This is a genomic window from Pseudoramibacter faecis, assembly GCF_036289405.1.
GTDB lineage: Bacteria > Bacillota > Clostridia > Eubacteriales > Eubacteriaceae > Pseudoramibacter > Pseudoramibacter faecis.
In genome coordinates, this window is sequence record NZ_JAYFFI010000007.1 from 12633 (window position 1) to 31956 (window position 19324).

At 54.2% G+C, this 19324-nt stretch carries 13 protein-coding genes and 1 rRNA gene; 10 read left to right on the top strand and 4 right to left on the bottom strand.

Annotated features, from left to right (window positions below; genetic code table 11):
• Positions 1–24 precede the first annotated feature (24 nt).
• The 10 genes from V3C63_RS06480 to V3C63_RS06525 all read left to right on the top strand — a co-directional run bounded on the left by V3C63_RS06480 (position 25) and on the right by V3C63_RS06525 (position 13422).
• On the top strand, positions 25–870 hold the full coding sequence (locus V3C63_RS06480; RefSeq protein WP_329886988.1) for a 3-hydroxyacyl-CoA dehydrogenase family protein: 846 nt from the start codon (positions 25–27) through the stop codon (positions 868–870).
• A 187-nt stretch (positions 871–1057) separates the two neighbouring features.
• Positions 1058–2017, top strand: a complete 960-nt coding sequence (locus V3C63_RS06485) for an NAD(P)H-dependent glycerol-3-phosphate dehydrogenase (protein ID WP_329886989.1) — start codon at positions 1058–1060, stop codon at positions 2015–2017.
• A 496-nt stretch (positions 2018–2513) separates the two neighbouring features.
• The gene (locus V3C63_RS06490; RefSeq protein WP_329886990.1) at positions 2514–5657 is read left to right on the top strand and encodes a SpaA isopeptide-forming pilin-related protein; all 3144 of its coding nucleotides are present in this window, start codon (positions 2514–2516) and stop codon (positions 5655–5657) included.
• Positions 5658–5772: 115 nt separating this feature from the next.
• Positions 5773–7362 carry an isopeptide-forming domain-containing fimbrial protein gene (locus V3C63_RS06495; protein WP_329886991.1) on the top strand — a complete coding sequence of 530 codons (1590 nt, stop codon included), beginning with the start codon at positions 5773–5775 and terminating at the stop codon, positions 7360–7362.
• A gap of 83 nt (positions 7363–7445) precedes the next feature.
• Entirely contained in the window at positions 7446–8318 is an 873-nt protein-coding gene (locus V3C63_RS06500) for a class C sortase (RefSeq protein WP_329886992.1), read from the top strand.
• Between the two features lie 50 nt (positions 8319–8368).
• Positions 8369–9253: a class C sortase gene (locus tag V3C63_RS06505; protein ID WP_329886993.1), complete on the top strand. Its 885-nt coding sequence runs from the start codon at positions 8369–8371 to the stop codon at positions 9251–9253.
• A 4-nt stretch (positions 9254–9257) separates the two neighbouring features.
• Positions 9258–10019 (top strand): hypothetical protein, encoded by a 762-nt coding sequence (locus V3C63_RS06510; RefSeq protein ID WP_329886994.1) that lies wholly within the window; start codon positions 9258–9260, stop codon positions 10017–10019.
• A 185-nt stretch (positions 10020–10204) separates the two neighbouring features.
• Complete coding sequence (locus tag V3C63_RS06515) at positions 10205–11245, top strand: helix-turn-helix domain-containing protein (protein WP_329886995.1); 1041 nt, start codon at positions 10205–10207, stop codon at positions 11243–11245.
• Positions 11246–11313: 68 nt separating this feature from the next.
• Positions 11314–11430: ribosomal RNA gene (rrf, locus tag V3C63_RS06520) — 5S ribosomal RNA — on the top strand.
• 78 nt (positions 11431–11508) lie between these two features.
• Positions 11509–13422, top strand: coding sequence for a bifunctional metallophosphatase/5'-nucleotidase (locus V3C63_RS06525; RefSeq protein WP_329886996.1), 1914 nt, complete (start codon positions 11509–11511; stop codon positions 13420–13422).
• A 70-nt stretch (positions 13423–13492) separates the two neighbouring features.
• Here V3C63_RS06525 and V3C63_RS06530 read toward each other — a convergent pair whose 3' ends face one another.
• The 4 genes from V3C63_RS06530 to V3C63_RS06545 form a co-directional block, all read right to left on the bottom strand.
• Positions 13493–14734, bottom strand: a complete 1242-nt coding sequence (locus tag V3C63_RS06530; protein ID WP_329886997.1) for a cation:dicarboxylate symporter family transporter — start codon at positions 14732–14734, stop codon at positions 13493–13495.
• Positions 14735–14894: 160 nt separating this feature from the next.
• Positions 14895–16379 carry a B12-binding domain-containing radical SAM protein gene (locus V3C63_RS06535; protein WP_329886998.1) on the bottom strand — a complete coding sequence of 495 codons (1485 nt, stop codon included), beginning with the start codon at positions 16377–16379 and terminating at the stop codon, positions 14895–14897.
• 27 nt (positions 16380–16406) lie between these two features.
• Positions 16407–17759 (bottom strand): B12 lower ligand biosynthesis radical SAM protein BzaD, encoded by a 1353-nt coding sequence (bzaD, locus tag V3C63_RS06540; RefSeq protein WP_329886999.1) that lies wholly within the window; start codon positions 17757–17759, stop codon positions 16407–16409.
• Between the two features lie 13 nt (positions 17760–17772).
• Positions 17773–19323: a DUF2284 domain-containing protein gene (locus V3C63_RS06545; RefSeq protein ID WP_329887000.1), complete on the bottom strand. Its 1551-nt coding sequence runs from the start codon at positions 19321–19323 to the stop codon at positions 17773–17775.
• Position 19324: the final 1 nt, after the last annotated feature.

The following is a 19324-nucleotide window of genomic DNA, read 5'->3' on the forward strand; positions in this document are numbered from 1 at the left end:
TATTTTGAATTTGGAGGTAAGTTAATGAAAGTTGGCGTTATTGGTGCGGGCACCATGGGAGCTGGCATTGCCCAGGCCTTTGCCCAGACAGATGGTTATGAAGTGGTTCTTTGCGATATCAAACAGGAATTTGCCGACGGCGGGAAAGCTAAAATTGACAAAAACTTGAGCAGAAGCGTTGCCAAAGGCCGCATGGAACAGGCAAAAAAAGATGAAATCATGGGCAAGATCGTCACAGGTCTGGTTGAAAAGGATCTGGTTGGCGACTGCGACCTCATTGTCGAAGCTATCCTTGAAAAGATGGATCTGAAACACGAAATGTTCCAGAATCTGGATAAGATCTGCAAACCAGAATGTGTTTTCGCATCCAACACCTCTTCGCTTTCTATCACGGAAATCGGTCAGGGCGTCGAACGTGACGTGATTGGTATGCACTTCTTCAATCCGGCTCCGGTCATGAAGCTGATTGAAGTGATCGCCGGCTACAACACAACCGACGAAACCGTCGGAAAAATCAAAAAGATCTCAGAAGAAATCGGCAAGGTGCCGGTTCAGGTTCAGGAAGCGGCCGGCTTTGTCGTTAACCGCATTCTGGTGCCGATGATCAACGAAGGGATCGAAATCTACGCAGCGGGCACCGCTTCTGCGGAAGATATCGACACTGCGATGAAACTTGGCGCAAACCACCCGATGGGGCCGCTGGCTCTGGGCGATTTGGTCGGCCTCGACATCGTGTTAGCCGTTATGGAAGTGCTTCAGGCTGAAACCGGCTCCGATAAATATGCGCCGGCTCCGTTGCTGCGCAAGATGGTGCGCGCTGGTGCTCTCGGCGTTAAGACAGGCCACGGCTTCTACGACTATACCAAATAAGACCATTCGGTCTTCTAAAAACACCTGCTCTCCATCCGGAAAGCGGGTGTTTTTTCGTGCATGATCTTAAAAGGAAGCAACCGGTTCCGGATCGCGGGCAGAAAAGATGGCCGCGGCGCGATGCGATCGGGTATTCGCGGTTATAATGAGAGCAAGTGACAGGACATGAGAGAGGAGTGTGTTAAAAATGAAGATCAGTGTTTTAGGATGTGGACGATGGGGGAGCTTTCATGCCTGGTATGCCGATCGTCTCGGGCATGAGGTGACGCTCTGGGGGCGGCCGGGATCGGCACGACTTGAAGCATTGCGGGCTACCCGGCGCAACGATTATCTGGATCTGCCGACTTCGGTAGCGCTGACAGATGATCTGACAACGGCCCTGTCGGGATGCGGCCTGTGCATCATCGCCATCAGCGCACAGCAGCTGCGCGCCTTTGCTGGGGATTTGAGGCGCACCGGCGTTCCGCTGACGATGCCTTTTATTTTGTGCATGAAGGGGCTGGAAATCGGCAGCGGCAAACGCCTGACCGCGGTGATGCAGGAAGAGCTGGGCCGGCAGATCCGAGTGGCGGTCTGGGTTGGGCCGGGACACGTGCAGGATTTCGTGCAGGGGATGCCCAACTGCATGCTGATGGCATCAGAAGACGGGACGCTGACGCGTCAGCTGGTAGCGGCGCTGGATGGCCCGCTCATCCGGTTCTATTATGGCCGGGACCTTCTGGAAATTGAAGTCGGTGCGGCGGCCAAAAATGTCATGGGGATCGCGGCCGGGATGCTGGACGGCCTGCATTTGTCGAGCCTGAAGGGGTCGCTGATGGCGCGGGGGACTCACGAGCTTTCGGTGTTGATCGCGGCCCTGGGAGGCGATGCCCAGACGGTGTACGGATTGAGTCACCTGGGGGATTACGAGGCGACGCTATTTTCGGCACACAGCAATAACCGACGCTTCGGCGAGGATTTTATTTTGGGCAGGCCTTTTGACAAGCTGGCGGAAGGGGTTTACACGACAAAGGCTCTGCTTGATCTGTCGGCGCAAGTGGGCGTGGAGCTGCCCATCACCCGGGCGATACAGGCTATTGTGGCGGAAGGCGCCGATCCCCGGCAGGAGTTGGAAAAATTATTTTTGCGGGCAACCAAAACAGAATAGCAACCAGTCAAATATCGGTCCCTGTCGCATGACGGGGATTTTTTATTGGCAAAAATCGCCTTCGGCGGGGATCGGCACGGCAAAGGCGTGTGACGGGCGAGGTTGCCTTAATAAAAGCTTGAATTTTAGCCAAATGCGATGAAAAAGCTATTTGGAATAAAAAATGGCGATTAAAAGCAAGGATTGAAAACGACACAATAGAAAGCGGTCATCATTGGATGAAATATCGAAGAAATGGGGGAGAAAAAGGTCAAAGTGATGAAAATTATGACAGTTTGGTCATGAACCATGGCAGCTGATGATGATCGGGAGATTGCTTTCATTAAGTTTCAACCGCTAAACGGATAAAAAACTTCATTCGGGTTATATAATTCAGGAAATTTTATTAAGTCCTTTGAGTAAGGGTTGCTATTCTTTTCAGGATCTGTTAATTTACCCATGAAGTTTAGAAAAAAAGTTATCGGAAATTCAGAACGTTTGTCGAAGGAGACATGGGATGAAATCGAACCTTGTCACAATTAAGAATAAAAAAACCTGGGCCTTGGCCGGCTTTGTCTTTGCATTGGTGCTCTGTATTTTGCTGGGAAGCAAGAGCTTATGGGTGGAGGCGGCCCCGGGAGAGGTCAATACCGCCGATAGCCGGGCGGACGGTATCACGATGAATCTTTTCGATTATTGGGGAAGAGATTATTCGGGAAAAACCTTAGACGATGGTGGGAATGTGCCGCCGAGTCCCTTTAATGTGGGCATTAATCAAAATCATTCTTTAAAGTTCACTTCCTATGGCGTGAAAGGATCGGGCATTAACCATTTTACCGGGGCGAACCAGCCCGCCAGAACAGGGATTGTGAAGAAAACGCTGGGAAACGATGGTTACCCGGTGCTCTCCGGCGGGAGCGAGAGTCTCAAATACCTATTTGATACTAATAATATTAATAATGCCAAGAATACCTATGCCAATGTTAATCATCTGATGACGCGGGACGGTCAGGGAACCTACCAGTACGACAGTAATAAAAACTATGCGTACTACAATTCCAGCCAGGGTAGCGGCGGCAATTTTAAGGTCTATAACGGGACGTACAACACATCGAATAACAGCAGCTATAAAATCGGATTTTTTCCCTTTACCGATTATAACAGCAGCCAAACGTACATCGATAATAACACGCCGAATCAGCCCTATAGTAATATCAATCACCAATACTACAACCACCATTTCGGGATGACGATGAATGCGAACTTTTCGCTGCCCCATAACGGCAAACTGCCGAACGGGAAGGATATGGTCTTTGAATACAGCGGCGACGACGATATGTGGCTCTATATCGACGGGGTGCTGGTGCTGGATATCGGCGGCATCCACGAGCCGGTGCACGGCACCATCAACTTTGCAACCGGCGAAGTGAAGATCTGGCCGCAAAACAACCCGAGTAATGTGAAGACAACGACCCTGAGTGCCATTTTTGCCGAACAGGGGATTAACTGGCGCAACGACACCAACCACAAATTCGACATGTTCTATCTGGAGCGGGGCGGTCAGTATTCCAATCTGGCGCTCACCCTGAACATTCCCATCACCAAAACCGTGACGGTGAACAAATCGGTGGAGGGCGAACAAAGCGCGGATTATCTGAACAAGGACTTCCAATTCCAGGCGCTGGTGGATAAGGGCGATGGTCGTTATGTGCCCTACGAAGGCAACGTCGAAATTTACGGCAAAACCAAACATGTGTCTGACGGCAAATTCACATTGAAGCCCACTCAGAACGCCAAACTGCTGGATATGAAATCCAATTGGAAATATAAAATCGTTGAGCTGGGACTGGACGGCAGCCATTTTTCCGGTGTAGATATCAGCGGTAGCGATACGCAGACAGTCAATTTGTCTGACGGGCAAAGCAGCTTGACGGCCAGCAGCGCCGGAGTGAGTGCCAACGCTGGCAATAATGTGCTGAATTTCAAGAACAAGATCCGGGAAGAAAAGAAAAACATTACCGTTGAAAAAAAATGGGAAGGGGACAGCGCGTCCGAACGGCCGGCGAAAATCCAATTTCGGCTGTATCGCATTAAGAACGGGGATACCGCGCATAAAGAGGTTTACCGAGATGCCAGCGGCGCGACAACCTTCACGCTGACATCGAATGACGGCTGGCGAAAAACATTCGGCGGATTGGTAATGAAAAGCGGAACGGATAACTATACCTATGAGGTGGAAGAAATTTCCGTGCCAACTGGTTATGTGGTGAGCTATTCAGAAAGCTCCGGTCAATCGGGCACCACGCTAACCATTAAAAACGAGATGAAAACCAAGGTAAAGGTGGAAAAAAAATGGCAGCAGGCCGACGGATCACCCTTGGAGAGTCCGCCGGATAAGGTAAAAGTCCAGCTTTACCAATACAAAATGGCCGAGAAAACGACGACGGTCCCCAATCCGCCGCCGACGGAAACGGTGCCGGTGACCTTTACGACCAGATATCATGGTGCGGCCGGAAGCAACGGCGGCAACAGCACCAGCTTAGGCCTAACGAGCGGTGATTTGGGCGATTTTACTTATCAGGTGCCAAAAGGCGGCAGTATTACCTTTACTGTCCGGAGCCGATCAACAGGATTTGGCGTCCATCAGGTAAAAGCAGGCGAACAGACGCTTTCTGCGACAAATCCAGTGGATACGGATATAACCAATCGGTACCAGGATGGGGGACAATGGAAAAATATGCGCGTGCAGGCGACCTACACGCTTTCCAATGTCAACAATGCGACGACCGTTGAAACGGATATGATTGGTTGGTTGCAATGGGTTTCAGGAACGCTGTCACTGAAAGCCAGCATGGACTATATTGAGATCTCCACTGCCGGATCTTCGTCGGGGGGAACGACGACCATTACAACCAAACCGACACCGCCGAAAAAAATGTCGGATATTCAGGATACTGAGAATCTGAAGGCATATCCGAACGGGGAAGCGACATTGACAGCCAATGGTTGGTCACACACATTTGGTGATCTGCCGGTGCAGACAACGGAGAATGGCAAAACTTATTATTATTTCTATTACGTGAAGGAAGTGGATGGTCCGTCCGGTTTCACCACGACCTATGAAGGAAATGATGGCACCAGCGGCAATGTAACCATTAAAAATGTGAAGGATTATTTCCCGTTTGGATTTACAAAGGTGGACAGCACCGATAACAATAAGTATTTGGCGGGGGCAGAATTTTCACTCTATAAAGACGAAGCATGTCAGAATATTGTTGGAGTGTATCTCACAAAAGAAATGCAAGGGGACAAGGTAACCACTTTTTCGTCGGATCAACAGGGAAATGTGAGGGTATTTGGCCTGAAGCCGGGTGTCTATTATCTGAAAGAGATCAAGGCGCCAAATGATTATTATCTGATTGAAAAACCCATGAAAATCGAGATCGATCAGGACGGCAATGTCACCGTGCTGATGGGCAATCCGAACATTGGAATAGATTCTGCAAGCCATGCGGTGCTGGTAAAAGATAATCCCATTTATGAGCTGCCGAACGCCGGCGGTATCGGCACCCATGTGCTGACGCTGTTAGGCAGCATGATGCTGACAATAGGAGCACTCATTCTTTACAGCCAAAAGAAGCATCCAAAGTGTCAGCGATGATTTAATCATTCAGAGAAATATAAATACAGAAGGGACGTGATGGACAGACGGGAACAAAAAGAGGAACGGGATATAAAAGACAAAACATGTAAAACAAACGAAAAGGAGAACAAGTATGCAAAATATCAAAAAGAATATCAGTGCCATCTTGATCGCGCTGGTCATGATGCTGGCGATGGCTGTTCCGGCGTTCGCGGCGGAAGTTAGCGGCACCATCACCGTTAAAGGCGTGGAACCCGGTGTGACCGTCCAGGCATATAAAATTGTCAAAGCGGAATACAGCAATGGGGAATTTGTCAAATATTCAGAAGTAAAGGCTGGTTCCATTGCCGACAAGACGACCTTCAAGCCGACGGCAGCGGAAATTAAGGACCTGGTTGCCGCAGCCAATGGCGGTCAGCTTGGAGCGCCGATCGATTTGGCCGCTTCCGGTTCGGACTATTCCAAATCCGGTGTGGCTGCAGGGGAATACCTGATATTGGTGAAGGGCGTCGGCAGCGGCAGTCCGGTCGCGGTTTACAATCCGATGCTGGTTAGCGTCAACGTGAAGGGCGATAGCCACGACGGCACGGTCACAGCCGGCAAGGACGAACATCTTTACGGAGATGCGAACGCCTATGCAAAGAAATCCGAACCTTCCATCACCAAAAAGATCGTCGACAGCAGCAAGGAAGACAAGGGTGATACGGCCGCCATTGGCGACACCGTGAAGTTTGAAATCGGGACGACCATTCCTTCTTATGCAGGAAACTACACCAATCCGAAATTCACCGTATCCGATACGGTAAAAGATGGTCTGGAAGGCATCGGCAATGTTGTGGTTAAGGCGGGCAGTGATACGCTGACCAAAGATACGGACTACACGTTGACCAATAACGGGACCAGCTTTACCGTTGACTTTAAAGCGGATTATATTTCTGCCCACGGCAATCAGGCAATCACAATCACTTATAACGCTAAATTGGGCAACAATGCGGCGGTGAATTTTGATCCCAACGACAATACGGCAAAAGTTACCTATTCCAATTCTCCGAGCACGACAAAGGATTCTGACGAAGTCACCACCCATCACTATACCTTTGAAATTAACGGGAAGTTAAGCGGGAAGAATCCCTGGAACGAAAAACGCACGCAGGAAGTCATTAAGGTTGACGACAAAGGCAACAAGACGGTCATCAGCACCAGTGAAATTACGTCGGAAACCAAATACGGGGATGCCAATGCGCTGCCAGGTGCTGAATTTGCCATCTACAAACAAGGCGCGGACGGCCATAAAACAGGCGCGCCCCTAATGACGGCCAAATCAGACGCGACCGGTCGGCTGATTGGCTTCAAAGGTTTGGATGCCGGCAAGTATGTGATTGTTGAAACAAAGGCTCCCGATGGCTACGCGTTAAATGAAACGGAAATTCCGGCTGAAATCACGGCGGATATCGATGCGGCAACCGGTTTGCTGAAATCCTACAAGGTGACCATTAACGGGAATGCGTCGGAGTACACAGCCACTTATACGGGGACGACCATTACGACCATCGACAAAGGGACTGAAAACAAGACGACATTGATCGAAAATAAGACCATCGGCACGCTGCCGAACACCGGGGCCATGGGGACCTATATCTTCACAGCCATTGGCGTCGCCATCATCGCGATTGCTGCAGGCCTGTACTTTTCGAAAAAAAGAAAAAACCATCAGTCTGAATAATTAAAATTGAACTTTAAAACGGCAAATAGAATTTGGTGGCCGACCGAAAGATCGGCCACCGTTACAATATTATGGAGAGACCTATGAAGAAGCGACAAATCAATTTTAGCAACCTTCTGGTGCCGTTGCTTTTTTTAATAGGGTTGTCCATATTGTTGTATCCAACCATCAGCAACCGATGGAATGCCTATATCAGCGAGCAGACCATCGGGGACTACAATCACGATGTTCAAAAGATGGATCATAAAGATCTGGATCGTGCCTGGGAACAGGCCAAGGCCTATAACGGCATTTTGAACGAACCTTCGGTGCCGGATGCCTTTTCGATTCGTGACGGTATTCGAGATCCTTACTATGAAAAATTACTGAACATCAACCGCGATGGCATTATGGGATACATCAGCATTCCGTCTATCCATGTGAAACTGCCGGTTTATCATTACACGACGAAGGCCGTGATGCTTAAAGGCGCGGGGCATTTGCTGGGCTCTTCACTGCCAGTCGGCGGCAAAGGGACGCACGCCGTGATATCAGCGCACAGAGGCTTGCCTTCTGCGAAGATGTTCACGGATTTGAATATTCTGAAAAAGAAAGATCACTTCTTTCTGCATATCCTCGACCGCGTGCTGGCCTATAAAGTCGACCGTATCGTGACCGTGAAGCCCGAGGAAGTGAAATCTCTGGCGCCCGTTAAAGGGAAAGATTATGTGACACTGGTCACCTGCACACCTTACGGGGTTAACACCCATCGGCTGTTAGTCCGGGGACATCGGGTGGCCTATTCGCCGAAACTCGAACATCGGGAAGGTCAGAATAGAAAGTTTGGATTTGGCCACGGGATTCTGGAAGTGCTCAGTGCCGCAGCGGGAATGATTGGCGCATGGTTATTGTTTAAACTGTACCGAAAGATGCAGAATAAACGACAGAAAAGAAATACCGGAGAAGAATCAAAATAAAAAATTGCATTCCATATGAGATCAAGGAAAGAGGGAAATGATAATCATAGATGACAAGTAATAAAACGAAGGGCGGCGGAAGGGGACACGGCATTAATGCGCTCGCATTATTGCTGGCGGTGGTTGGTATTGGCGTGCTGTTTTATCCGACCATCAGTGATTTGTGGAATCGACAGTTTAACGCGCAGAACATCCACCAATATCAGGAAAAGGCAGAACAGCTGACTTCGGAACAAAAGAAGAACATCTGGGAAGCGGCCTGGCAGTACAATGCGGATCATCCGACGAATACCGTCACCGACGTTTTTTCCAAAAAAAAATCGTCGATAACAAAGGACGAAAGATACAACACTGTGCTCGATCCGTCCCGCAACGGGATCATGGGCTCGGTGGAAATTCCGAAGATTCGGCTGCAGCTGGCCGTTTATCATGGCACTTCGGCCGCCGTGCTCGAAAAAGGCGCGGGCCATGTGCAGGGCACCAGCCTGCCGGTCGGCGGCAGCGGCACCCACGCGGTGCTCGCGGCCCATCGGGGACTGCCCAGCGCCAAGCTCTTCACGGATTTGGATCAAATCAAAAAAGGCAATCATTTTTATCTGGTGATCATGGGACAGACCCTGGCTTACCGGGTGGATAAAATTTCGGTGGTGAGCCCAGAAGCCCTGGACGCGCTGGCCATCGAGCCGGGCAGGGATCTGGTCACGCTGCTCACGTGCACGCCCTATGGCGTGAACACCGAGCGGCTGCTCGTGCGGGGGCATCGGGTACCCTATGTGCCTAAAATCCGAGCGGCAGAAAAGGGCCCGCTCATCGATCGCAGCCTGGCATGGAAATTGCTGCTGGCGGGACTGGTGAGCGTGGCGGTGATTTTAACCATCATGAAGCGGCGCATGGCCGATCGTCAGGCGACAAAGGAAAGAGAAACAAAGGAGTAGAAGCATGCGCGGAAAGTCAATCTCTATTAAAATGGCAACGGCAGCCATCATGAGCCTTGTGCTGGGTGCGCTGCTTCTGATAGTGCCCGTCTTTGCGGATGATAACCGCGTGCCGGCGCTTTCCGGTGAAAAGAGCAGCATCACCGTAAAGTTTTGCTATGTCGACGGGAGCCGCAGCGTGCCTATCGCCGGTGCGCGGATGGCGATTTATCAGGCGGCAAGCTTACAGGTACGCGGGGGCGGCGCGGTTTATACGGCGACACCGACCTATGCCTCGGCCGGCATTCATTACGAAGGAATGACCGCGGCCGCCTCGAACAGGGCGGCGATCAAGCTGGCGGGACTGGCGAAAAAGCAAAGCCCTCGGGCAGCGGCCTCCACGGATGCCAGCGGTCAGGCTCGGTTTACCGGTCTTGATCCGGGCATCTATTTGGTGATGCAAACGGGAGCTGAAGGTGCGGCCCGGGGTTACGAAACGCTGGCGCCGTATCTCATCATGGCGCCGGCAGTGGTTCAAACCGATAGCGGCAACCGCTGGCAATATCAGGTGGTGAGCCTGCCCAAACCGGGCGTGGTGCCCAAGACAGCGCCGCCGGTCAATCCGCCGAAACCCCACCATCCGCCGAAATCCCGCCGGGTTAAAACAGGAGATACCGCCCGCACGTCGCTGTGGGTGGGCACGCTGCTGATGGCGGCGGCCGCGGCGCTCATGGCGGCTGATTGGCGCCGCCAAAAAGCGATTGACCAAAGAACCGTCGACAATTGAATAATATGGATGAGAAATCGGAGAACTAAAGCTGTTGTGCTGAGAGGCCAGCAGCTTTTAACGTGGCGGCCCGCGAAGCCAAGAATCATGAAAAACCAAACGGATATAAACGGCCGGATCATCGGCAGAATAAAAACCATTTAAAATATTGGGAATAGTAGTGTCGGATGATAGAAAGAAAAGCAATGAGTGATCAAAAAATTGATATTCGTGATGAACAAACTTTATTAAAGACAATAGGCGCGTGCCAACATGCGAAAAGCAAGGCGGTGACGATTCCGATTCCGGGAGACGAAGATCGGGACGGCTGGATCCAGACGTATCTTCTGGCCGACGGTTTTTACCTCATGAATATTGATATCCGCAGTGAGCAGATCCCTCAAATTGCCGCAAGTTTGGCATGGGACCGGGCACTGATCATTAACTATTGCTTTCATGGCCGCTGCGAAGTGCCCTTGACGGACGGCAGCTACACCTATCTTTCCGACGGTGAGTTGTCTATCGATATCGGTCCGGTCAAAACGGATTTTTATTATCCGTATTCGGAATACGAAGGGCTGGAGCTGATGATTCAGATGGATGCGGATTGGGATATGGATTTTCGATTGCTGGGTGAAGATTTTCGCGCCCCGACGATGCTTTATGACGAAGTGAAGGATGAGAACCCGCCCTGTGCTTACCAGGTGGATTCGCCGATGGTCAAAATGATGCGGGACCTGCGGACCTATATGGGTTGCCATGAAGACCGTCACATTGTGGCAGTGAAGGTAGCGGAATGGCTGATGATGTTGGCAAAACACCAGAAGCATCTGATGAAGATAAAGAAAACCGCTTATACGCAATCCCAGGTGACGATTGCGAAGGGTGCGCAGAAGATTATCATGGCGGATCTGAGCAAGCGCCACACGGCCCGGGAGCTCGCCCAACGGTTTAATGTGAGCGAGACAAGTCTCAAAACGTATTTCAGACATGTTTATGGCTGCGGCTATGCGGCATATCAGCATAACCAGCGTATGAAGCGGGCGGCGAGACTGCTTGTGACAACCAGCCAGAAAGTTTCAGAGATTTCGACTTTAGTGGGCTATGTGAGTCAGGCAAAGTTTGGTAAACGCTTTAAGGAGACTTATGGTGTGACGCCATTGGAATATCGCCGGAACGCAAGGCTTGACAGGGATCAGTATATTGGAAACATTGGAAACGTTCCTTCCGATCACTGTCATCGATGAAGCAAAAAATTTTTTCACGATTAAAAAGCTTGCATTTGCAATAATTATTTGCTAATATAAACATTAAATTCCGTGATAACGGCAAAGAGGCCACACCTGTTCCCATCCCGAACACAGCAGTTAAGCTCTTTAGCGTCGAAAGTACTTGGCGGGCAGCTGCCTGGAAGGATAGAACGTTGCGGGATCTTTTTTTATTGTTTGAACTTTGCTATAATACTCGACATGAACAGCGGCAACAGCGAGCCGCGGACGAGAGGTGTGTAATGGGGAAAGATCAAAGAATCAAACGGTGGCTTGGCATTTTGGTGGCGCTGATGCTTTGTTGGGGCAGCGGTGCGTCGGTGCAGGCGGCGGAAAAAACCGGGACCGCAACGCTGCGGGTGATTTTTACCACGGATCTGCAGGCGCAGCTGACGCCAACGGCCAAGGGCAGGGGCAGTGTTGGAGGCTACAGCCGGCTGGCCAGCCTGATCGCGGCCAATAAAACAGACAGCGCCGTCGTGCTGGACACAGGGAATTATTCCCAGGGGTCGTTATTTACCACGATTGGCGCGACGGACAATCCGGGCCTCAAACTGATGGGCACGATGGGCTATGACGCGACAACGCTGGGCAGCGACGAATTGGCGCAGGGCGTTTCGGCATTGGCAAAGGCCTGGACGGTGCCGGGGCTCACAGCTGCGCACGCGCCGATGGTGCTGGCCTCCAATTTAACCTTTGGCAAAAGCAAAGACAGCCGCACGCTGAAAAAGGCCTACGCCTCGGTGGGACGGAGGACCAAAGTGATCCATGCCGGTAAAATAAAAGTGGGCGTCTTCGGACTGATGGGCAAAAATGCTGCGGCCCAGATCGCCGACAGCGGCGATCTGAGCTTTGCCGATCCGGTTAAAACCGCGAAAAGTTGTGTAACCGCTCTGAAAAAAAAGGATGTGGATTGCATTATCTGCCTGTTTCAGGGCGGCGGCACGACAGCTGAAGCCGAAACGCTGGCCGATAAGGTCGACGGCATCAATGCTATTTTGCTCGGCGGAACAGGCCGAGCGCTGGCGGATCCGCTGACGGCAAACAACGCGGCCATCGTTGCGGCGGGCACCCGAGGCGAAAAACTCGGCGTGCTGGATCTGAACGCAAAAAGTGGTGCCGTCAAGGCCTACGGGCTGGTGCCGGTGACCGAAAAAATCAAAGCGGACGAGACGGTGGCCGGGCAAATCGCCGATTATCAAAAGACCGTTCAAAAACGGGCGCTCGACGCGCATCAGTTGAATTTTGACACGGTGATTGCCCGGAGCAACAAAAGCTTCGTGTCGGCTGCAAAAGTGAAGCGGCAATTCGGCGATGCGGATATCGAAAACCTGCTGACGGATGCCTATCGCCATCAGGCGCAGAATGGTAAAAGGCAAAACGTTATCGGCATTGCGGAGGCTGGCGGGACACGCGGCAGTCTTTCGGCGGGGGATCTCACCGCGGCGGATCTGTATCAGGTCACGGCGCCGGGAGAAGGCAGCGATCACAGCGTCGGCGCGTCGATGATTGTGGCCTATCTCACCGGAGAAGATCTGCGCAACCTTTGCGAACTCGACTTGACTCAGGGGAAAAACGGCGGGGCTCATCAGCTTTTCTTCTCCGGCTTGCGTTATACCTATGACCGCAATCGCACCCCGATGAATCAGGTGACGCGGGTGCAGGTGCAGACCGCGTTGGGCCGATGGCAGGAGGCGGGCGGCCATAAGCGCTATGCCGTGACGATGAACTGGACGCTGGCCAAACGGCTGAGCCGACTGGCTGCCAAATCAAAAAGTTTGGTGAGCGTTTCCTTTGAAACCAAGACGGGCAAGGAAATTCAGTCGCTGCGGGACGCCGTCCTGACGGATCAGGAAGGCCGGGAAGTGAAAGACTGGCAGTGCCTTGTGACTTATCTGAAGGCACAGGCGCCGGACGCTTCTGGCAAGCCGGTGGTGCCCGCAGCCTACAACCAGGTGCGTAAGGGCAAAATTGCGGTTTCCGGGACGAATGTGCAGCGCTACCTGGGGAATCCCTCGCGCATCGGCTGGCTCACTTATGGCGTCGTTGCATTGGCGGTGATTTTGGTGGCGGTGATCGTCGCCCTCATCGTGACGGCCAGACGGCGGGGCGGCCGAAGGCAATCTCAGAATTACCGGCGCAGCCGAAAATTCTAAACAAAAAATGCCGGCAATCAAAAACCGGCGCTCATTCAGGACGAATGGGCGCCGGTTTTTATGTGCGGATTTAGACATCGGATGTCTCGGAAAGGCGAGGGGTCTTTTGGCGGTCACGCTGATCGATGCGGTTGACGATCGCTGCGATGGCCTGATCGCCGGTGATGTTGCAGGCGGTGCCGAAACTATCCTGCGACAGATGCAGCGCGATGATGAGCTCTCCCATGCCGGAAGTGAAGCCGAGCATGGATTTGATGATACCGAGGGCCGCCATGACGCCGCCGCCGGGGACGCCGGGAGCGGCAACCATCGTGATGCCCAGCATAAAAATGAACGGGGCATACATTGCGAGGGTGGGCGTCGTGCCGGTGGCGATGAGGATGCCCATAGAGCCGAGCACCAGGCAAATGGTGTCGCCGGCCAGGTGAATGGTGGCGCACAGCGGGATTACAAAGTTGCGCACATCGCTGCCGATGCTGTTGTTTCTGGCGTTTTCAAGGTTGACAGGAATGGTCGCCGCCGAAGATTGGGTGCCCAGCGCGGTAAAATAGGCCGGCATGATGTTTTTCAGGTCGCGCCAGCGGTTTTCCTTGTTGTAGAGGCTTGCCACGGTGAACTGCACGAGGATATAGGCCCATTGCAGCGCGAGGATCATGGCATAAAGCTTTGCGAACATGATGATGGTGGGCACCAGTTCGCCGGAAGCGGCAATCTTGGCAAAGGTACCGGCGATGTAATAGGGGATCAGCGGGATGATGATCCCTTCGAGCACCTTGGTGATGATGGCCTTAAAATCCTGCATCAGGTTCATCATCGTAGGGGTGTCGGTGTTGGCCATGGCCAGCCCGAGCACAAAAGCGAGAACCAAGGCCGTCATGATCGGGAAAACCGGATCCACCGTGATGGCAAAGAGCACTTTAAATTCCGTGCCTTTCACCACGCCGCCGGTGATGTGGGCGATGAGTGACGGGAGCAGCGCCTTGCCGAGGATAAACGAGATAAAACCGGCGGTGATCGTCGACAGATAGGCCAGGGCAAGGGTGATGCCGAAAAGTTTGTTGGCTTTTTTGCCGAGCTCGGCGAGGCCGACGGCCACAAAAGCCAGGATGAGCAATGGGATGATAAAATTGAGGAAGGTCGAAAACAAGGCGGTCAGCGTTGCGATAAAGCGGATGAAACAGACATAGGGCGCGGTTTTGCCGATGCTGAAAAGGCCGCCGACACTGCCGATGAGTATCCCGGTGGCGATGCCGATAAGCAGGCGGGGCAGCAGACCGAGCCGCCGGCGTTTTTGGGTGGTGGATTTGTTCAAATGAGAGCCTCCTTCAAATGGCGAAATGCATGAGCAGATCAATAGCTTAATCTTTTTTATTATATTGAATTTTGGCGCATCAGTCAATTTTACCGGCGTTAAAAAGGCTATTGGCAGGTAAAAAAATCACAAGGCGCTTCAAGAACGCGCGCGGTCCCAGCTAAGCCATGACTGCGTCGATGGCTGCCGTCTGGCGGGCCAGCAGGGCGTCGGCCTGCGCCAGCAGCGCGGGATCGTTCAAAATGGCACCGAAGCTTGCCACCAGGATTCGGTTCATCCCGGCATAGCGGCGGCGCGTGTCGGGGTCGCCCGCAGCGGCCGCCTGCCAAGTGTCCATCATCCGGTCAAAAATATGGTTCGTGAGGCTTCGCATGAAGGCGGCGAAGGTGTCGACGGCGGGGTCGAGATAATCCGTTTCGGCCTCGTAGACCGAATGGTCGGAGATTTTAAGCCGCCCCTGGGCAGCAAGCTCGACGTAGGATGCGCTGCCGGCGAGGATAATCTGGTGGTGATAAAGCACGTTGACGGCGACTTCCAACCGGTCGAGCAGGTGGTTGCGCTTTAAGAAGGCGAAATTTTCCCGGAGGTCGTCGAAGCTGGAGTCGGGCTCGAACATGATAAAGCCGACGTTGGGCTCGATGCCGTGGCGGCGCAAAATGGCCAGAGCAGCTTCATTCTGGGAGACGGTGGTGTGCTTGCCGAGCCGGTCGAGGGCCTCCTGACGGCCGCTCTCGAGCCCGACGAGGATATCCGTGAGGCCGGCATCCACCAAAGCGGCGGTCACGGCGTCATCGATATCGTTGGCTCGGGCCTCGATGCCAAAGGTAATCGGCCGCTCGGCCAAAAGGGCAGCCAGGCGCAGCACCCGGTCCCGGCCGGCTTTCCCCGGGCCGAAGAAGTTGGGATCGGTGAAATAAAAATAGCGGTGATCGGTCTGGGCGATGATTTGATCGATCTCGGACACGATGTTTTCCGGAGAGCGGCCCCGCCAGTGCGGGCAGCCGGCCGTATCGCCGTAAAAGGGGTTGATGTAGCAAAAGGTGCAGTTGTTGTAGCAGCCGCGGCTGCCGAAGATGTTCACCTCGCCGTCGGGGTAGGATGTGGCCTTGCGGATGGGAAAGGGCAGGGCGTCCAGATCTTCGATGGGTGCGCCGAAGGAGGCGGCAAAACCACCGCCGGCTTCGCGGAAAGCGAGCCCGCGCAGATTTTGCCAATCATCAGGATGCTCGGCCAGGGCGACGACGGTGTTTTCGTTCTCGCCGAGCATCGCCGAATCGATGGCCGGGCAGCGGGTGAGCACCTCCTCGTAGGCAAAGGTGGGATAGTAGCCGTAGGCGCTCAGGTGGGCGACGGCGTATTGTGCTTTGAGCCGCGTTAAAAAATCAAAAAGCCGGTGGTTGTCCTCCCAGTTGTAGACCAGGTGGACGGCGAGAAGCTGTGGGCGAAAGGTGGCGACCTTCGCCTCGATGGCCTCGTAGCTCAGGTTTTCCATATAGCCTTCGACCAATTCCACCTGATGGCCGCGCGTTAAGAGATTTGCGGCCATATAGCCGGAGTTCAGACACGAGGCCAGGGTGGTGTTGGCGATGTCGTTGCGGCGCGCCTTCGAGGGGACGCGGGGGTGTTCGAGTAATAAAATTTTCATGAGGGTTCCTCTTTTTGGTGATGGTGGTCACGGCGCAAAGCCGTTCCACATGGCGATGTTTTTCTGTTGGTGATACACCTCGAGCTCGTAGCGCAGGGTGCGGTAGGCCGCCGGATCGTGATACACCGGATAGAGCAAATCGGTGTCCGGGGTGATTTCCCCGCATTCTAAGGCCAGGCGCTCGATTTTGGTGTCCGGCATGATGCGCACCAAATTGAGCACGATGGTGCCCAGGTTTTTGGTGCCGCAGTGGATGTCGTAAATCGCGTCGATCATTTTTTTGGATTCCCGGACGGTCTTTGCCGATTCCCCCGGCAGGTTCACCAAATAATGGTAGACGGTGGTGATGCCGACCTGCGAGAGGATCTCGGCGGTGGCGAGAATATCCTCGACGCGGATGTGCTTGTCCAGCAGGTCGAGGTGCTGTTGGCACAGGCCGTCCGGCGAGAGGGAAAAGGATTCGCAGCCCGACGCGGCATAAAGCCGGGCGTTTTCCGGGGTAAACAGATCCTCCCGGAAGAAGCCGGACCAATGGATGCCCGTGTCCCGGCGGAGCAGTTCCTCGCAGATAGCATTGAGATGGTTTGTCGGGAAATTGACAATGGAGTCGGTGAAGTGGATGCGGGTGACGCCGTAGCGCTTTTTGAGATCGATGATCTCGTCGACGACGGCCTTCGGATCCCGCAGGCGCATGCAGCGGCCGGAAAGCTTGGGATAGGAGCAGTAGCCGCAGTGATAACAGCAGCCGCGTTTGGTTTCGACGCCGATGCTCTCCACGTATTTGTTCACCGCAAGATAGGGGATCGGATCGTTGAGGTCGCGGTCGATCGGCTGGTAGGCGCCCATATCGAAATCGCTGGCCGGTGGGGTCAGGCGCAGGCCAGCTTCCGTGCGCCGGATAACCCCGGGGAGGTCCGGCGGGGCGCTGCCTTCCGCCAGGGCGTCGACCACGGCAACGGCGCTCAGCTCCGCCTCGCCGACGATGCCGCAGGTGATGGCGGGAAAGTCGCGCATCAGCCGCTCGGGAAAGAGGGCGAAGGCGGTGCCCCCGGCCATCAGCGGCCGGTCGGGCGCGAATTGCCGCAAAAAATGCAGAGTCAGCGCGAAAGGCACGATCAGCGACGTGGTGCGGTTGCCCAGCGGGTCGAGGTTGCGCAGGGAGATCCCGAGCACATCGGGGTTGTATTCGGCGATGATTCGTTTCAGCCCGGCGTAGGGATTAGCGGCCATGTTCATGTCGAAGATGCGCACGGCGTAGCGGCCGCTGCGGTGAATGATGGTGCCGAGGGTGGTGATGCCGATGGGATACACCCGTTCGATATTCATCCCTTCCATAGAGATGGCCTGAATGAGCAAAACTTTTTTGTGTTGATGGGTCATGATTCTTTCCAAATTATTCAAGCAGGAGCAGCGCGTAATATTTGACGACTTCTCCTTTGTGGTCCAAGGTGTGCAGGGTTTCGCCGGCGCGGGCCACGGTGGCATAGACATCGATGCCGCTGCCCTCCATCGAGGGGCGGCGATGGCCCGCGTTGGCGCAGGGCGCAACCGGATCGCAGTCGGGGCAGATGCTGCAGGGGCCGGCCCAAAAGACAAAGGCCTTATAGAAGCCGTCTTTGAAAGCCAGGGCCTCGGCTGCAAGGCAATTGCGCTGAAAATCGCCGGTGGGCGGCTCGGCGCGCAGCAGCAGCGCCTTTTGGTAGGAGCGCACCAGGCGCTGGGCGTCTTCAAAGCTCATCGCGTCGTTGACGGCGCAGGTTTTGGTCCCGGCGGAGCTGCAGCCAAAGGCGCATTTGTGCCGGGCGAACTCGGCGAAGACCACCGCTTTCGGATCAAAGGGGATCGCGTCCAGAAACCCGCAGGCTTTAATCGGCGTGATGAGCTGGGCGGCACGGTCGAGGGCCAGCCGCGAAAGCGTGGCCGGGTTTGCCGCCGCGAAAACCACAGCCGTATCGGTGGCAAGCGGCGCCGGTGCGGTGGCCGTGAGCCCTGTGGCTTCAAGGCCCTCTTTGACCCAGGCGGCGCTATAGGCCCGTCCGTTGTAGGTGTTGACCATCATATTGATGTCGGAGAGCCGGCTTTTGAGCGGGCGGTGCTCGGTGAAAAAGTCGTGGATGAGGATAAGTCCGCCGGGGGCGAGGTGGCGGACCGCCTCCGCGAGAACGGCTGCCGATTCGGCTTTGCCGGTGGCGTGTACGATGTTCGAGAGGATGATGAGATCGTAGTGGCCGGCGTCCCAAGGCGTCTTAAGAATGTTTTGCGTCCGCAGGGTGACGCGGCGGTTGAGGGCCTGCGGACGCTTGGCATTGACCGCGGCCATAATGGGCAGCATTTGGCGGATATCCATCAATGTGGCCCGGGCTTCGGGCAGCGCTTCGAGAAAGGCACAGCCGAAAGCCCCGCTGCCGGCGCCCACATCGAGGATGCGGGCATTTTTTGGCAGGGCGGGCAGCGCCATCGGCAAAATTTCTTCTAACTTGCCGGTGAGCACAGCGTCCATCGCGCTAAGATAATCCCGGCGCCGCGCTTCCATGGCGGCGTCGCTCGCGGCTTCGCCGGGAAAACGGGTGCGGGTGCCGGCAGCGAGCACGGCGGGCAGGGCGGCCCACTCGGCCTTGAGGGCCTCACGCCAGCGAATATTGGCACATTGTTCGTGGGAGGATCCGGTAACCAGATAATGGCTGGCCAGGGCGGTGTTAAACCACCGGCCGCCGTAGTGATCGACAAGCCCGAGCTCCCGGAGCAGGGCTAAAAAGCGTTCGGCGAAGTCCGGCGCCCAGCTCAGCCGGGTCGCGATGGCAGCGGTTGTGGCAGACCGGATATCTTCCAGCAAATCGAAAAGCCCTGCTCCCAAAGCGGTGAACAGGGCCTCGGATGCCCAATAAGCGGTTGCCAAATCTTCGAGGTATTGGCTCGCGTCTTCGTGGGGATCGTAATGAATCATG

Coding starts and splice junctions, on each gene's coding strand:
- V3C63_RS06480 (WP_329886988.1), top strand. CDS start 25: ATGAAAGTTGGCGTTATTGGTGCGGGCACCATGGGAGCTGGCATTGCC.
- V3C63_RS06485 (WP_329886989.1), top strand. CDS start 1,058: ATGAAGATCAGTGTTTTAGGATGTGGACGATGGGGGAGCTTTCATGCC.
- V3C63_RS06490 (WP_329886990.1), top strand. CDS start 2,514: ATGAAATCGAACCTTGTCACAATTAAGAATAAAAAAACCTGGGCCTTG.
- V3C63_RS06495 (WP_329886991.1), top strand. CDS start 5,773: ATGCAAAATATCAAAAAGAATATCAGTGCCATCTTGATCGCGCTGGTC.
- V3C63_RS06500 (WP_329886992.1), top strand. CDS start 7,446: ATGAAGAAGCGACAAATCAATTTTAGCAACCTTCTGGTGCCGTTGCTT.
- V3C63_RS06505 (WP_329886993.1), top strand. CDS start 8,369: ATGACAAGTAATAAAACGAAGGGCGGCGGAAGGGGACACGGCATTAAT.
- V3C63_RS06510 (WP_329886994.1), top strand. CDS start 9,258: ATGCGCGGAAAGTCAATCTCTATTAAAATGGCAACGGCAGCCATCATG.
- V3C63_RS06515 (WP_329886995.1), top strand. CDS start 10,205: ATGAGTGATCAAAAAATTGATATTCGTGATGAACAAACTTTATTAAAG.
- V3C63_RS06525 (WP_329886996.1), top strand. CDS start 11,509: ATGGGGAAAGATCAAAGAATCAAACGGTGGCTTGGCATTTTGGTGGCG.
- V3C63_RS06535 (WP_329886998.1), bottom strand. CDS start 16,379: ATGAAAATTTTATTACTCGAACACCCCCGCGTCCCCTCGAAGGCGCGC.
- bzaD (WP_329886999.1), bottom strand. CDS start 17,759: ATGACCCATCAACACAAAAAAGTTTTGCTCATTCAGGCCATCTCTATG.
- V3C63_RS06545 (WP_329887000.1), bottom strand. CDS start 19,323: ATGATTCATTACGATCCCCACGAAGACGCGAGCCAATACCTCGAAGAT.